The 14,192-nt window shown below is 61.4% G+C and carries 15 protein-coding genes and 1 tRNA gene; 14 read left to right on the top strand and 2 right to left on the bottom strand.

Annotated elements, in window-relative coordinates; genetic code table 11:
- Positions 1-210: 210 nt before the first annotated feature.
- From H3V09_RS05080 to dapC, 3 genes are all read left to right on the top strand, one after another.
- The gene (locus H3V09_RS05080; RefSeq protein WP_198191380.1) at positions 211-1,734 is read left to right on the top strand and encodes an amino acid permease; all 1,524 of its coding nucleotides are present in this window, start codon (positions 211-213) and stop codon (positions 1,732-1,734) included.
- Positions 1,735-1,791: 57 nt separating this feature from the next.
- Positions 1,792-2,109, top strand: coding sequence for a ferredoxin (gene fdxA / locus H3V09_RS05075; RefSeq protein ID WP_015022367.1), 318 nt, complete (start codon positions 1,792-1,794; stop codon positions 2,107-2,109).
- Between the two features lie 70 nt (positions 2,110-2,179).
- Entirely contained in the window at positions 2,180-3,334 is a 1,155-nt protein-coding gene (dapC, locus tag H3V09_RS05070; protein WP_198191381.1) for a succinyldiaminopimelate transaminase, read from the top strand.
- Here the strand turns inward: dapC and dinB are convergent.
- Positions 3,331-4,602, bottom strand: coding sequence for a DNA polymerase IV (gene dinB, locus H3V09_RS05065; RefSeq protein WP_198191382.1), 1,272 nt, complete (start codon positions 4,600-4,602; stop codon positions 3,331-3,333). The two genes, dapC and dinB, sit on opposite strands and share 4 nt — an antisense overlap.
- Before the next feature lie 227 nt (positions 4,603-4,829).
- Between dinB and H3V09_RS05060 the strand changes: the two genes are divergently transcribed.
- Positions 4,830-4,916, top strand: a tRNA-Ser gene (locus H3V09_RS05060).
- 198 nt (positions 4,917-5,114) lie between these two features.
- Here H3V09_RS05060 and H3V09_RS05055 read toward each other — a convergent pair.
- A complete protein-coding gene (locus H3V09_RS05055; protein WP_198191383.1) occupies positions 5,115-5,777 on the bottom strand; it encodes an IMPACT family protein in 663 nt (220 codons plus the stop codon).
- Positions 5,778-5,885: 108 nt separating this feature from the next.
- Between H3V09_RS05055 and H3V09_RS05050 the strand changes: the two genes are divergently transcribed.
- From H3V09_RS05050 to rpsS, 10 genes are all read left to right on the top strand, one after another.
- Positions 5,886-6,518: an AbrB family transcriptional regulator gene (locus tag H3V09_RS05050; protein ID WP_046323308.1), complete on the top strand. Its 633-nt coding sequence runs from the start codon at positions 5,886-5,888 to the stop codon at positions 6,516-6,518.
- Between the two features lie 203 nt (positions 6,519-6,721).
- Positions 6,722-7,171 (top strand): 50S ribosomal protein L13, encoded by a 450-nt coding sequence (gene rplM, locus H3V09_RS05045; RefSeq protein WP_046323307.1) that lies wholly within the window; start codon positions 6,722-6,724, stop codon positions 7,169-7,171.
- A 20-nt stretch (positions 7,172-7,191) separates the two neighbouring features.
- Complete coding sequence (gene rpsI, locus H3V09_RS05040) at positions 7,192-7,683, top strand: 30S ribosomal protein S9 (protein WP_046323306.1); 492 nt, start codon at positions 7,192-7,194, stop codon at positions 7,681-7,683.
- Between the two features lie 354 nt (positions 7,684-8,037).
- The gene (gene adhE / locus H3V09_RS05035; RefSeq protein WP_415873510.1) at positions 8,038-10,767 is read left to right on the top strand and encodes a bifunctional acetaldehyde-CoA/alcohol dehydrogenase; all 2,730 of its coding nucleotides are present in this window, start codon (positions 8,038-8,040) and stop codon (positions 10,765-10,767) included.
- A 286-nt stretch (positions 10,768-11,053) separates the two neighbouring features.
- Positions 11,054-11,362, top strand: coding sequence for a 30S ribosomal protein S10 (gene rpsJ, locus H3V09_RS05030; RefSeq protein ID WP_006295278.1), 309 nt, complete (start codon positions 11,054-11,056; stop codon positions 11,360-11,362).
- A gap of 16 nt (positions 11,363-11,378) precedes the next feature.
- Complete coding sequence (rplC, locus tag H3V09_RS05025; RefSeq protein WP_015022359.1) at positions 11,379-12,032, top strand: 50S ribosomal protein L3; 654 nt, start codon at positions 11,379-11,381, stop codon at positions 12,030-12,032.
- A gap of 4 nt (positions 12,033-12,036) precedes the next feature.
- Positions 12,037-12,711 carry a 50S ribosomal protein L4 gene (rplD, locus tag H3V09_RS05020; protein WP_015022358.1) on the top strand — a complete coding sequence of 225 codons (675 nt, stop codon included), beginning with the start codon at positions 12,037-12,039 and terminating at the stop codon, positions 12,709-12,711.
- Between the two features lie 5 nt (positions 12,712-12,716).
- Positions 12,717-13,019: a 50S ribosomal protein L23 gene (gene rplW / locus H3V09_RS05015; RefSeq protein ID WP_110452588.1), complete on the top strand. Its 303-nt coding sequence runs from the start codon at positions 12,717-12,719 to the stop codon at positions 13,017-13,019.
- A 35-nt stretch (positions 13,020-13,054) separates the two neighbouring features.
- On the top strand, positions 13,055-13,885 hold the full coding sequence (gene rplB, locus H3V09_RS05010) for a 50S ribosomal protein L2 (protein WP_198191385.1): 831 nt from the start codon (positions 13,055-13,057) through the stop codon (positions 13,883-13,885).
- A gap of 15 nt (positions 13,886-13,900) precedes the next feature.
- On the top strand, positions 13,901-14,179 hold the full coding sequence (rpsS, locus tag H3V09_RS05005; RefSeq protein WP_198191386.1) for a 30S ribosomal protein S19: 279 nt from the start codon (positions 13,901-13,903) through the stop codon (positions 14,177-14,179).
- Positions 14,180-14,192 lie beyond the last annotated feature (13 nt).

Raw genomic sequence — 14,192 nt, 5'->3', positions numbered from 1 at the left:
GGCACCCTGGTCGAAACGGCTGGGGTGCCTTGTTGCCTATTGGCGGATTACTGTGCCTTGATCAAGTTGTCGATTCCGAAAGACTTACCAGCGGGTAATATCCCGAAGGTAATATCCCGAAATGAGCAAAGTCCGGAGTTGTGTGCCCCTATCTCCTATGGTGATGGGCCGGAGGAGTTTGCGGCACAATAAGTCACGATTGGGAGCAGGATGGAATTATTCAGAAAGAAATCCGTTGAACAGACCCTGGCGGAGACCGGGGAGGAGGGTAGGTCGCTTAAGCGGACGCTGACCACCTGGGACCTGGCCATTATGGCCGTCGCAGTGGCCGTGGGCGCTGGCATCTTCTCGGTGGGGGCCCAGGCGGCGGCCTTCCATGCGGGGCCGGCCGTCATCATCTCCTTCGTCATCGCAGGCATTGTCTGCGCAGCGGCCGTCATGTGCTACGCGGAGTTCGCCTCCATGATCCCGGTTTCAGGCTCGGCCTACACCTTCACCTACAACACCATAGGCGAACTGGTGGCTTGGATCATCGGCTGGGACCTGATTCTGGAGATGCTCATGGCCGCCTCGGTCATCTCCAAGTACTGGGGCGTCTACCTGAATGACTTCATCCATCTGATGGGTGGCACCTCATTCAGCTCCAGCTTCCATCTGGGCGGCCTGGATGTGGACCTGGCCCCGCTGGCGGTCGTCACCCTCTTCACGGTTCTTCTGGTTCTGGGTACCAAGCTCTCGGCCCGGTTCGACGGCGCCTTGACTGTCCTCAAGATCGGCATAGTGGTCTTCGTTATCGTTGTGGGCTTCTTCTACGTCAAGTTGGACAACTACCGGCCCTTCATCCCGCCTTCCGAGCCCGCTTCGGCCGTTCCGGGGGCCAGTGTGCCCGGAATCATGGGCCAGCCGCTCTGGCAGTGGGTTTCCGGCATGCAGCCCACCATCTACGGTGTCCCCGGCATCCTCTCAGGCGCCGCCCTGGTCTTCTTCGCCTTCGTAGGCTTCGATATCGTCGCCACAACATCCGAGGAGGCCAAGGAACCCCACAAGACCATTCCCCGCGGAATCGGCCTGGGCATGTTGATCGTCATCACCCTGTACATCCTGGTCGCCATCGTCACCACCGGCATGGTCTCCTACAAGGAACTGGCCAAGGCCAAGAACCCATCCCTGGCAACCGGTTTTGAGATGGTAGGGGCTCCCTGGGCCGCCAAGATCATCTCCTTCGGCATCGTGGTGGGTCTGACCACTGTGGTTATGGTGCTCCTGCTGGGGCTGACCCGCATCGTCTTCGCCATGAGTCGCGACGGGCTTCTTCCCCGTGCCCTGTCCCGAACCGGCCGTCATGGCACGCCTGCCCGCATCCAGATCCTGGGTGGCATCGTGGTGGCCGTGGTGGCCTCCTGTTTCCCTATAGACGTCTTGTCCGACATGGTCAATATCGGCACGCTTTCGGCATTCCTGCTTGTGGCCATTTCTCTGCCCATCATGCGCAAGCGTCGGCCGGATCTGCCCCGATCCTTCAAGATGCCCGGCAACCCCTGGGTCCCCATTCTGATTGCTCTGGCCTGCCTCTGGCTCATGCTCAACCTGACCGTGCTTACCTGGATTCGATTCGTGGTCTGGTTAGCGGCGGGTCTGGCCATCTACTTCGGCTATTCCTACCGGCACTCCCTGCTCGGCCGTCATCAGCTCAGCGGGAAGATATCCGAGGCCACCCAGGCCGGTCTGGACTGACCTGGAGCGTCGGCGCTGGAGTGTAAGGTGAGTACTCGCATACTCAGGAGGTAACCCATGACCTACGTCATCGCTCAGCCCTGCGTGGACGTCAAGGACAAGGCCTGCGTGGACGAATGCCCGGTGGACTGCATCTACGAGGGCGTCCGTTCGCTCTACATCAACCCCAACGAGTGCGTGGACTGCGGCGCCTGCGAGCCGGTCTGCCCGGTGGAGGCCATCTTCTACGAGGACGATCTGCCCGAGGAGTGGACTTGGTATAAGGACGCAGCGACTGATTTCTTCGCCCAGGTGGGGGATGCCGGCGGTGCTGCCGCGGTCGGCCCCTATGATCACGATCCGGAGGGTGTTGCAGCCCTGCCACCCAACAAGTAGTCGATTAAGGCTGACGAGCCGCGGAAGGGAGCCATCCCACCGCGGCTTATTTATAAGAGAAAGGCGGGCCATGGGTTTTCACTCGTTCGAATCCCCCTATGATTGGTCAAGGATTGAATCTTACCGGCGGCGTGCTGAGCAGTGCCCCGGCGGTCTGGTCGACCTCTCGGTGGGTTCACCGGTGGATCCTGTGCCCAGGTCGGTCAAGGAGGCCTTGGCGGCGGCTGCGGATGATGGCCAGGCGCGAGGCTATCCAAAAACTGCCGGTGATGGTCTCCTGAGGCAGGCTGCGACCGACTGGTTCCGTCATCGCCGTGGGGTCGATCTTGATGCCGTGGGCGCGGATCTGGTGCCTACGGTCGGGTCCAAGGAAGCGGTGGCACTCATGGCCTCCCTCCTGCATCTGGGACCGGGGGACCGGGTGGTGCAGCCGAAGGTATCCTATCCCACTTATGCCATCGGAACCCAGCTGGCTGGAGCCCAGGTGACGACCGTGGATGATCCTGTTGATACGGATTCATGGGTGGATCTGCCTGGCGTGCGAGCAGTATGGATCAATTCGCCAGGCAACCCCAGTGGGCAGGTCATTGACCGAGCCGGGTTGGCTAAGATCGTACGGGCGGCTCGTTCTATAGGGGCCACGGTCTTGAGTGACGAGTGCTATGCCATGCTGGATTGGTCAGAACATACCCAAGTCGGGCAGAATGCGCCGATCCCAGCCTCACCCTGCATCCTGGAACCTGAAGTCTGTGGCGGCGATGCCAGCGGCATACTCTGTCTGTATTCGATGAGCAAGCAGTCCAACATGGCCGGGTACAGGGCGGCCCTCGTGGCCGGCGATGCTCATCTTGTGAAGGCCATGACCGCCTATCGCAAGCAGGTGGGACTGATTGTGCCAGGTCCGGTACAGCGGGCCATGCGAGCCGCTCTGGAGGACGGAGATGCTGTTATGGCCCAGCGCGAGATCTACGCCCGTCGTCTTCGGGCCTTGGCTCAAGCTCTGACATCTTACGGATACGATGCCGTCATGCCACAGGGTGGACTTTATATCTGGGCGCAAGCCCGTTCGGGCGATTGCTGGGCCGATATGGCCGACCTGGCCCGTATGGGGATTCTGGCCAGTCCTGGGGAGTTCTACGGGGATAGTCACCGTTTGCGATTCTCGTCCACCATATCCGACGACCAGTTGGAGCTGGCCCTGGAGCGTTTGCATACAGGCGCTTAGAGACCCATGCTGACCGAACCCTTGCCGTAGCGGTTCCTGATGGAGTCCATGGTGGCCTCTGCCTGATCCAGGCGCTGGGACTCGCTGCCGGTGTGACGTTTGCTCTCGCGCATGATGTCGTCCAAGGATGGCTGGATGGGGGTATCTTCCACCCGGCTCAGACCGGATGCGCTGACACCGGCTAGGCGGATCAGCCGGGGCAGGGAAGTGTCCATGGGAACACCCTCAGGCAGCCCCAGCATGGCCTTGAGCAGTCCGACAGCCTGCGGATAGATGCGATTGGCTGAGTTGACCGGTGTCTCCAGGGTATGGGCCTTGGTCATATAGCGCAGGTCATCAAAGCGCAGTTTGACGGTGATGGTCCGAGCGATCAGGTCATGCGCTCGCAGTCCGGTGGCCACCTCGTCGCTGCAAGCGCGCAGGAGGTCGCAGACCTGCTTCATGCTGGTGGTGTCGTGCAGGAAGGTGCGTTCCGCGCCCAGGGATTTCTCAGGTGCGCGTGGCTTTACCGGATCGTCGTCCAGGCCGTGGGAGGCCTGTGCCAGCATCCGGGCTGTGACGGTCGAACCTGTGGCCCGAGCCAGATCCCGCTCGCTCATGATGGCCAAGTCGGCCACATCTTTGATGGCCCAGGCGTTGAGTCGCTTTTCCAGGGCCGGTCCGATGCCGGGGATGCCGCGCAGGGGCATCAGCTGGACGAACTCGGCCTGCCGGGCCTTGGGGATCAGCAGCATGCCATCAGGCTTGGCATTGGTGGAGGCCATCTTGGCTACCAGCTTGTTGGTGGCGATGCCCACCGAGCAGGTCACGTGGAATTGGCGCGCCACGCTGGCACGAATCCACCGGGCTATGGCTGTGGGCATGCCCCAGCGCATGAGCGCCCCGGACACGTCCATGTAGCATTCGTCTACCGAGACCTGCTCGATCTGATCGGTGATTTGTGAGAAAACCGTATCAAATATCCGTCGTGAAATGCCCCGATAATAAGTCATGTCGACCGGGAGGAAGACCCCTTGAGGGCACAGTCGCTTGGCGCGTGCCAGGGGCATGGCCGAGTTGACGCCAAAGGCTCTGGCCTCATAGCTGGCCGCCGACACCACCGAACGCTGCCCGGTGCCGATAATGACCGGCCTTCCCTGCAATTGCGGGTGTCGTGCAACCTCACAAGAGGCGTAGAAAGCATCCATGTCAATGTGCAGCACCGTGCAGCCGGTCTCGTCATGTCCCCAGTCCTTCTTGGCGGCTGCAAGCCTTGGTGCGGTACTCATGGCTCCATGATAGAAGGGGCCCCCGGAAGAACATGCGATAAATTATTCTCGAATGTAAATTCTTAGAAAAGATTCAATATTCTGGTTTTTATCCATGAAAAATGGATGGATATGTACCTGCCTCATCCGATTCTGCTGCTCCGGCGAGTCAGGTCAGTCAATCATGGTATTCTATTGTTTTGTTCTCGAAAATTGAGGGCCTAAGGTCCCGGATCGGGAGCCAGCATGGAGACGTGCCTGAGTGGCCGAAAGGGGCACCCTGCTAAGGTGTTGACTGCGCAAGCGGTCCAGGAGTTCGAATCTCCTCGTCTCCGCCTGATGGCCGGTGATTGTTGATTTTGCACGATCACCGGTCTTATTTATTGCCATTGGTATCTACTCCCTTGTCCTTTGCAGGGATTCGGCCTGGGAGGATCCAAATCTGTGAGTGGCGAACCCGATGGTGCCTGGCATAAGCCTGTCTGGCAGGGTAGATCACAACTGGGCAATGGCTGCATGGCCCGTCCTGCCCATCATGTGCTAGATGGAGCTTGGCTTCCAGACAGGGGAATCAGCCTGCGGCCTTCACCCAGTGCACTGGGCTGGACACGGCCCTGCAGAAGGTCGTCCAGCCGACCATTGAAGGCTGGCACCGCCGTGGGCTCCAGGTCGTAGGTCAGTCGCACCCGGTCAGTGAAGTCCTCGCTTTCCATGTGTCCCCCAGAGGTGCGGATCAGACGGCGAAGGGAGTCGTACTCCGGGTAGTCCACGGTAATCGTGAAGCGCTCCGTCGGGAGCACACGTGCCGATCTTGCCGCCTTGAGCGCCAGGGAGGCTGCTGAGGAATAGGCTCGGATCAACCCCCCTGATCCCAGAAGGATCCCCCCGAAGTATCGGGTCACGGTCAGGACGCAATCGGTCAGTCCCTGTCGACGCATGACCTCAAGTATGGGCTTGCCGGCCGTTCCTGAGGGTTCTCCGTCATCGCTCATGCGCTCGCTGGTGCGGCCCTCGGGTCCCCAGATCGCGCAGTGGCAGACGTGCCGGGCTTTGGGATGCTGTAAGCGGACCTCTTGGACGAAGGCCATGGCCGCATCTTGGTCCTCCACATGGCAGGCCTGGCCGATGAACTCGGACTTCCGCTCGGTCAGAGAGCCTGTGGCCGGTTTCTGCGGCGTATCCAATATGGTGAGCAAATCGGTTTGCCTCCTATGTCTATCGTCTCCTCGGTTCCTGCGCTATCTCCATGCTAGAGGGGATTCCGGGCCGAGTCTGATATCAAGGAGGCGACCTAAGCTGGCCGCATGACCAATCCTCAGGACCAACCGGAAACCGAACCTCCGTCAGCCGGCAAGCCCCATGAGGCCCTGACCGTATTCTATGAAAGGCTCAGGCACTCCACGGATACGGCCGAGCTGCACGAATTCGCCCGCAGTCCACTGCCCGACAGGTCAGACCAGGCTGCTTTCTCCCGCTTCACGGCATTGCTGGAGGCGGTGGCTGGCAATGAACACACGCCGGTGGAGGACAGGGTATACCTGGCGCAGACCATGCCCTTTCCCAACATTCTGGTCAAGCTCTCCCAGGATTCCAGCTCCGAGGTCCGCCGGGCGGTGGCCGCCAACAAGGACGACAAGAACTGGCTGGCAGGTTTGCTCACCAAGGATGACGACGCCGGAGTCAGGGCTGCCGCGCTGACCAACCCTATGACCTCCTGGAAAATGCGTCTGGAAGGCGCCCAGGACGAACGAACCGATGCCGAGACACTAGACTTCCTGGGAGCTTTGGGCACCCGCGCGGAGCAGGATGCCCCCCATGTGCTGGCCGCCATGGTGCGCCGGGCCGTGGCCCTGAATCCCAACACGGGACAGGCGACCCTTGAGGCCCTGAGCAAGGACCCGGACGGTCAGGTGGCACGGGCGGCTGCCTCCCGTTGAGACAGGAGCGGACGCGAATTTTGACGAACGGCATACAGGCGTTACAATAATGGATTGTTGTGTTTCCCTAAGGGGTCCTCAAAGCGCTTTTCCCACTCGCCGTCTAGGACTTTAAGGGAGCCCACGGAATACATGGCTTTCGGCCGGCATGGCAGCATGCGGCGCGGAGAGCCTGAAACACAATGCAAGGAAAAGGTTGAATCGTGAAGACTTTCACCCCGAAACCAGCCGATCTGACACATGACTGGTATATCGTCGACGCCTCCGGTGTGGTGCTGGGGCGCCTGGCAGCTCAGGTGGCCGATCTGCTGCGCGGCAAGAACAAGCCCACCTATGCGCCCTACGCCGACTCCGGCAACAACGTCATCGTCATCAACGCCTCCAAGATGGTGCTGACGGGCAACAAGAACGACAAGGTGCTCTACACTCACTCCGGTCGTCCCGGCGGCCTGCGTCGCGACTCTTACGGGCAGTTGATGGAGCACAACCCAGAGCGCATCATCATGACGGCGGTCAAAGGCATGCTGCCCAAGAACAAGCTGGCCAAGGTCCAGCTGACCAGGCTGCGGGTCTTCGCAGGCGAGGAGCATCCTCACACCTCGCAGCAGCCCATTGAGTACAAGATCCATCAGGTCGCCCAGCAGGCCAAGTAGGACCAGAGGAGATAATCACCATGGCTGAAAACAACAACAGCTCCGCGGTTCTTGAGGCCGAGGAGACCAGCGCTTCCTACACTTCCGAGACCAACGCCGGTGCGGGCACCGGCACCTCCGCAATCGAACCGGGCTACGGTACTGGCCGCCGCAAGGAGGCAGTCGCCCGCGTTCGTCTGATCCCGGGCTCCGGCAAGTGGAGCATCAACGGGCACACCCTGGAGGAGTACTTCCCCAGCAAGCTGCACCAGCGCGAGGTCAACTCGCCTATCGTGCTGCTCAAGCTCGAGAACAAGTTCGACGTGGTTGTTCGCGTCGATGGCGGCGGCGTGACCGGCCAGGCCGGCGCAGTCCGGCTGGGCGTTGCACGCGCCTTGAACGCCATCGATAGGGACGCCAACCGTCCTGCCTTGAAGAAGGCCGGGTTCCTGACCCGTGACGCCCGCGTGGTGGAGCGCAAGAAGGCTGGTCTGCACAAGGCCCGTCGCGCCCCGCAGTTCTCCAAGCGCTGACGTTCGCAGTTTCTTTATCCCCGAGGTTCTCATGGACCTTGGGGATTTTTTCATGCCTGGATTCATGCCTGGCAGGTCCAGTCTGAGGCGAACGGCAAAGCGCACGTTCGGGTGCGGAAAATGACCAGAAAAACCACGAATTCCCACACGACACGCTTCAAGCGAACGTTCGCTCATCCTGGGGCTCAATGGTGCCCCCTCGGGTCTATATTGTGACTTTCGTCACGTTATGACGGAAGCCTTTCATGGATCTGCACGGTCTGGAGACTGTCGGCTGGTCCTGATCGGAATCCGCGGAACATGAGGAGGGCCAATATCTTGGCTGAAACGCAGAAGCAGAAGCATGAGCATCAAGTGAAGGAGCCGCCAGTCGTCAGGGAAGGCAGCCCGTCCGACAGCAGTGAGCTGGCCCGCCTGGAAGTGGATGCGTTAGTTGTCCGCGCACAGGCGGCTCTACGCGCCTTTGAGAAGCTCGACCAGGAACAGGTGGACCGGATCGTGGCCAAGGCATCCATTGCAGCCCTGAACAAGCACCTGCATTTGGCGCAGATGGCCGTGGACGAGACCGGACGCGGCCTGGTGGAGGACAAGGCCACCAAGAACATCTTCGCCTGCGAGCATGTGACCAACTACCTGGCCAGACAGCGCACCGTGGGCATTATCAGCGAAGACGACGTGGACGGCATCATCGAGGTGGCCGAGCCGGTGGGAGTCGTGGCCGGGGTGACTCCGGTGACCAACCCCACCTCGACTGCCATCTTCAAGTCGCTGCTGGCCTTGAAGACCCGCTGTCCCATCGTTTTCGGTTTCCACCCCTACGCCCAGCGCTGCTCGGTGGAGGCGGCCCGGATCGTTCGAGATGCCGCCATCGAGGCAGGCGCTCCGCAGGATTGCATCCAGTGGATTGAGCACCCCTCAGTCGAGGCCACCGGCGCCCTGATGCAGCATCCCGGTGTGGCTACCATTCTGGCCACCGGCGGCACTGGCATGGTCAAGGCCGCCTACTCCTCGGGCAAGCCGGCATTGGGTGTAGGAGCCGGCAATGCCCCGGCATATGTGGACCGCAGGGTCAACGTCCACAGGGCCGTCAACGACCTTATCTTGTCCAAGCATTTCGACTACGGCATGATCTGCGCCACAGAGCAGGCCGTCATCGCCCATCAGGATGTGCATGACCGGGTGATCGAGGAAATGAAGCGGCGCAAGGCTTACTTCGTCAATCCTGAGGAGAAGGCCAAGCTGGAGGAGTACATGTTCGGCGTGCGGGCTCATGCCGGTGCCGATGCACCTGCTCCCAGGCTCAACTCCGAGGTTCCGGGTAAGTCCCCCCAGTCCATCGCTCGTAAGGCCGGCTTCGAGATACCCGAGGATGCGACCATTCTGGCTGCCCAATGCGACCAGGTCGGCCCCATGGAACCCTTGACCCTGGAGAAGCTGGCTCCGGTTCAGGCTGTGCTCAAGGCCAGCAACAAGGAGGAGGGCTTCACTCTCTGCGAGCAGATGCTACGCTACGGCGCCGGGCACACGGCAGCCATACACACCGATGACGAGAGGCTGGTGCGCGAGTATGGCCAGCGCATGCACGCCTGCCGGATCGTCTGGAACCAGCCCAGCTCCCTGGGTGGCATCGGCGACATCTACAATGCCATCGCCCCCTCCCTGACTCTGGGCTGCGGCTCCTACGGCGGCAACTCGGTTTCGGGCAACGTTCAGGCGGTCAATCTGATCAACGTCAAGCGGATTGCGCGGAGGAACAACAACATGCAGTGGTTCAAGGTGCCGGCCAAGACCTACTTCGAGCCCAACTCAGTCCGCTACCTGCGCGACATGTTCGGCATCCGCCGGGCCGTCATCGTATGCGACAAGGTTATGGAACAGCTGGGGATCGTCGACAAGATCATTGATCAGCTGCGCGCCCGGTCCGAGCCGGTCACCTTCCGCATCATTGACTATGTAGAGCCGGAGCCCAGCGTTGAGACGGTGGAGCGCGGCGCAACCATGATGCGTGACGAGTTCGGCCCCGACACCATCATCGCCGTGGGCGGCGGCAGCCCCATGGACGCCGCCAAGATCATGTGGCTGCTCTATGAGCACCCGGAGATCTCCTTTGCCGATGTTCGGGAGAAGTTCTTCGACATCCGCAAACGGGCCTTCAAGATTCCGCCCTTGGGCACCAAGGCCAGGCTGGTCTGCATCCCCACCTCTTCGGGGACGGGTTCGGAGGTCACCCCATTTGCGGTCATCACCGACCATAAGACCGGCTATAAGTATCCCATTACCGACTATGCCCTGACCCCAAGCGTGGCCATCGTGGATCCGGTTCTGGCCCGTACCCAGCCCAAGAGGCTGGCCTGTGACTCGGGCTTCGATGCTCTGACCCACTGCATGGAGGCTTTCGTCTCGGTCTATGCCAATGACTACACCGACGCTATGGCCCTGCACGCCGCCAAGCTGATCTGGGACAACCTGGAGCCTGCCGTGGGCACTGCCGGCGGTGAGGCCAAGGTACGCGCCCAGGAGAAGATGCACAATGCGGCGACCATGGCAGGCATGGCCTTCGGTTCGGCCTTCCTGGGCATGTGCCACGGCTTGGCGCATACCATCGGAGCCCTCTGCCATGTGGCCCATGGACGCGCCAACTCCATCCTCCTGCCCTATGTGATTCGCTACAACGGACGGGTCCCAGACGAGCCGACCAGCTGGCCCAAATACAGCGAGTATGTGGCTGCGGAGCGCTACAGGCAGATGGCCCATGTGCTAGGCATCGAATCATCTACCCCCGAGGAGGGTGTGGAGCTCTTGGCCCGTGCCGTTGAATCCTACAGGGACGAGCGCCTGGGCATGGATGCCTCCTTCCAGGCAGCAGGAGTGGACGAGGACCTCTACTGGCAGTCCTTGGATCAGATCGGCATGCGCGCCTATGAGGACCAGTGCACGCCTGCCAACCCCCGCATTCCGCTGATTGAGGACATGAAGGACATCGCCGTGGCCGCATACTATGGGGTCAGTCAGGAGGAGGGCCGCCGGATGAGGGTAGCCCGTCAAGGTGATGGAGCGGCTCAGGAGGCCTCCCAGCGGGTCTGACAGGGTCGTAATTGAGTCGTGGGTTCCCCTGGAAGAAGCGCGACACGCCCGGATTCTTCTAGGGGAACCCTCGTGCTTTAATAAGAAAGTTGCCTGTTTTGGGCTCGCATTTTGTCAATCACAATAGCGGGTGCAGCGAGGAGTCCCATCCCCACGGGATTCTCCACGGCTGCGCATGGATCCGGCTGAGGCCTGTCGGGAGGAATGTCTCCTTGTGGCCGTCGTTCCGTGCCCTCGAAACAGACTGGGTAATCAGTTCATAGATCGCTAGAAAGGGCGGACGGCAATGGCGGGACAGAAAATCCGCATCAGGCTAAAGTCCTATGACCATGAGGTCATCGACCAATCGGCGAAGAAAATCGTCGAGACGGTGACGAACGCGGGCGCAACTGTGGTTGGCCCCGTTCCGCTGCCGACTGAGAAGAACGTGTATGTCGTCATCCGTTCTCCTCATAAGTACAAGGACTCCCGCGAGCACTTCGAGATGCGCACCCATAAGCGCCTGATCGACATCGTGGATCCCACGCCCAAGGCAGTGGATTCGCTGATGCACATCGATCTGCCGGCGGACGTCAACATCGAGATCAAGCTGTAGGGGAGGAGGAAACCGCATGGCTGAAGAGCAGAGGAACCGCAAGGCTCTCCTGGGCCGCAAGCTGGGCATGTCCCAGGTCTGGGACGAGAACGGCTTCTTCGTCCCGGTGACCCTGGTGGACGTGTCCACCAACGTGGTGACCGCGGTCAAGAATCAGGAGAAGGACGGCTACCAGGCCATCCAGATCGGCTACGGGCAGATCGACCCCACCAAGGTGACCAAGCCGCTGGCTGGCCACTTCGCCAAGGCCGGAGTGACCCCGCGTCGCCACCTGGTCGAGGTTCGCACCGCCGATGCTGACAGCTATCAGCCCGGCCAGGAGCTGGGCCTGGACCTGCTGCCCGAGGGCAGCGAGGTCGACGTGACCGGCACCACCAAGGGCAAGGGCTTCGCCGGCACTATCAAGCGCTGGGGCTTCAAGTCCTACCGCCGCACCCACGGCTCGCACAAGAACGAGCGCCGTCCCGGTTCAGTGGGAGCCTGCGCCACGCCCAGCCGCATCCTCAAGGGCAAGCGGATGGCCGGCCGCATGGGTCACGACACCTCGACCGTCCAGAATCTGACCATCGTCTCCGCAGATGCCGAGAAGGGCGTCATCGCCATCAAGGGTGCCCTGCCCGGGCCCCGCGGCGCCATCGTCCTGGTTCGTTCGGCAGTGAAGGGAGCCTGAAACCATGGCTAAGTTGACTCTGAACATCACCGACGCCCAGGGCAAGAACACCGGAACCGTGGATGCACCCGAGCAGATCTTCGGCATTGCCGAGGAGGATGTCCGCTCACACGTGCCGCTGATCCACCAGGTGGTCGTCGCCCAGCTGGCTGCAGCCCGCCAGGGCACGCATTCAGTCAAGACCCGGTCCACCGTCTCCGGCGGCGGCCGCAAGCCTTGGAAGCAGAAGGGCACCGGTCGTGCTCGTCAGGGCTCCATCCGCGCTCCCCAGTGGACCGGTGGTGCCATTGTCCACGGCCCGCAGCCGCGCGACTATTCCCAGCGCACCCCCAAGAAGATGAAGGCCGCAGCCCTGCGCTACGTCCTGTCCGACCGGGTCAACGCCGGACGCGTGCACGTGGTCGATTTCGGCATTGGCGAGACCCCGTCCACCAAGGCCGCCAAGGCAGCCCTGCTGCCCCTGGTCGACAACAGATTCACCACTGTCGTGCTGTCCCGTGAGAACATCAACGAGTGGCTCTCCGTGAGGAACCTGCCCACCGTCCACGTTCTCTTCGCCGATCAGCTCAATACCTACGATGTGGTCACGGCAGAGGATGTCGTCTTCAGCAAGGATGGCTTCGATGCCTTCCTGGCTGTCAAGGGCGGCGCCAAGTCCGAGACCGTCAAGGAGGCCTGATTTTCATGGCAGCTATTCACAAGCCAGCGCACGACATCATTCTGCGTCCGGTCGTATCCGAGAAGAGCTACGCCAACTCGGACCGCGGCCAGTACACATTCGTGGTGGACCCTGATGCCAACAAGGTCGCCATCAAGCAGGCCATCGAGCAGATCTTCAATGTGAAGGTCACATCGGTCAACACCCTCAATCGGCAGGGCAAGCGGACCCGGACCCGTACAGGCTGGGGTCGTCGCAACGCCGAGAAGCGTGCCATCGTCAAGGTGGCCGAGGGCCAGTCGATCGATGTCTTCGGTACCAATAACTGAAGGCTAGCCGAGAAAAGTTAAGGAAGAACTAGATTATGGCTATCCGTACATACAAGCCGACGACCGCGGGCCGTCGCAACGCCTCGGTTTCGGACTTCGCCGAAATCACGCGCTCAAAGCCCGAGAAGTCGCTGGTCCGCAAGCTGAGCAAGACCGGCGGACGCAACTCCTATGGTCGCGTCACCAGCCGCCACCGCGGCGGCGGGCACAAGCGCCAGTACCGTCTCATCGACTTCCGTCGCTGGGATAAGGATGGCGTGCCCGCCAAGGTGGCTGAGATCGAATACGATCCCAACCGCTCGGCCCGCATTGCCCTTCTGCACTTTGCAGATGGCGAGAAGCGCTACATCATCGCTCCGCAGGGCATCAAGCAGGGCGACGTCATTGAGACTGGTCCCCAGGCCGACATCAAACCCGGCAACAACCTGCCTCTGCGCAACATCCCCACCGGCACCATCGTCCACGCCATTGAGCTGCGGCCTCTGGGCGGCGCCAAGATCGCCCGCTCGGCTGGTGCTGCCGTCCAGTTGGTGGCCAAGGACGGGGCTTACGCCCAGCTGCGTATGCCCTCCGGCGAGATTCGCAACGTCGACTCCCGTTGCCGTGCAACAGTGGGCGAGGTCGGCAACAACGACCACGCAAATGTCCAGCTTGGCAAGGCTGGACGTGCCCGCTGGATGGGCCACCGGCCCATCACCCGTGGTGAATCCATGAACCCGGTCGACCACCCGCATGGTGGACGCACTCGTGGCGGCAAGCCGCCAGTGTCTCCCTGGGGCAAGGGCGAGGTCCGCACCCGCAGGCCCAAGAAGGCCTCCAACAAGATGATCGTGCGTCGTCGTCCAAATGGTAAGAACCGCAAGTAAGGGAGTGTCGGAAAGATGACTCGTAGCATCAAGAAGGGCCCATTCGTCGACGCCCACTTGCAGAAGAAAGTCGACGAGCAGAACGAGAAGGGCACCAAGAACGTCATTAAGACCTGGTCCCGTCGTTCCATGATCACCCCGGACTTCATCGGGCACACTTTCGCTGTGCACGATGGCCGCAAGCATGTCCCGGTCTTCGTCACCGAGGCCATGGTCGGCCACAAGCTCGGCGAGTTCGCCCCCACCCGGACCTTTAGGGGTCACGTTAAGGACGACAAGAAAGTACGCCGCTGAGGCGAGGGAGAGT

This window comes from Bifidobacterium sp. M0399, assembly GCF_016100595.1.
GTDB lineage: Bacteria > Actinomycetota > Actinomycetes > Actinomycetales > Bifidobacteriaceae > Bombiscardovia > Bombiscardovia polysaccharolytica.
The sequence above is the reverse complement of the archived record's forward strand: the minus strand, read 5'-3'. Positions and strand labels throughout refer to the sequence as shown.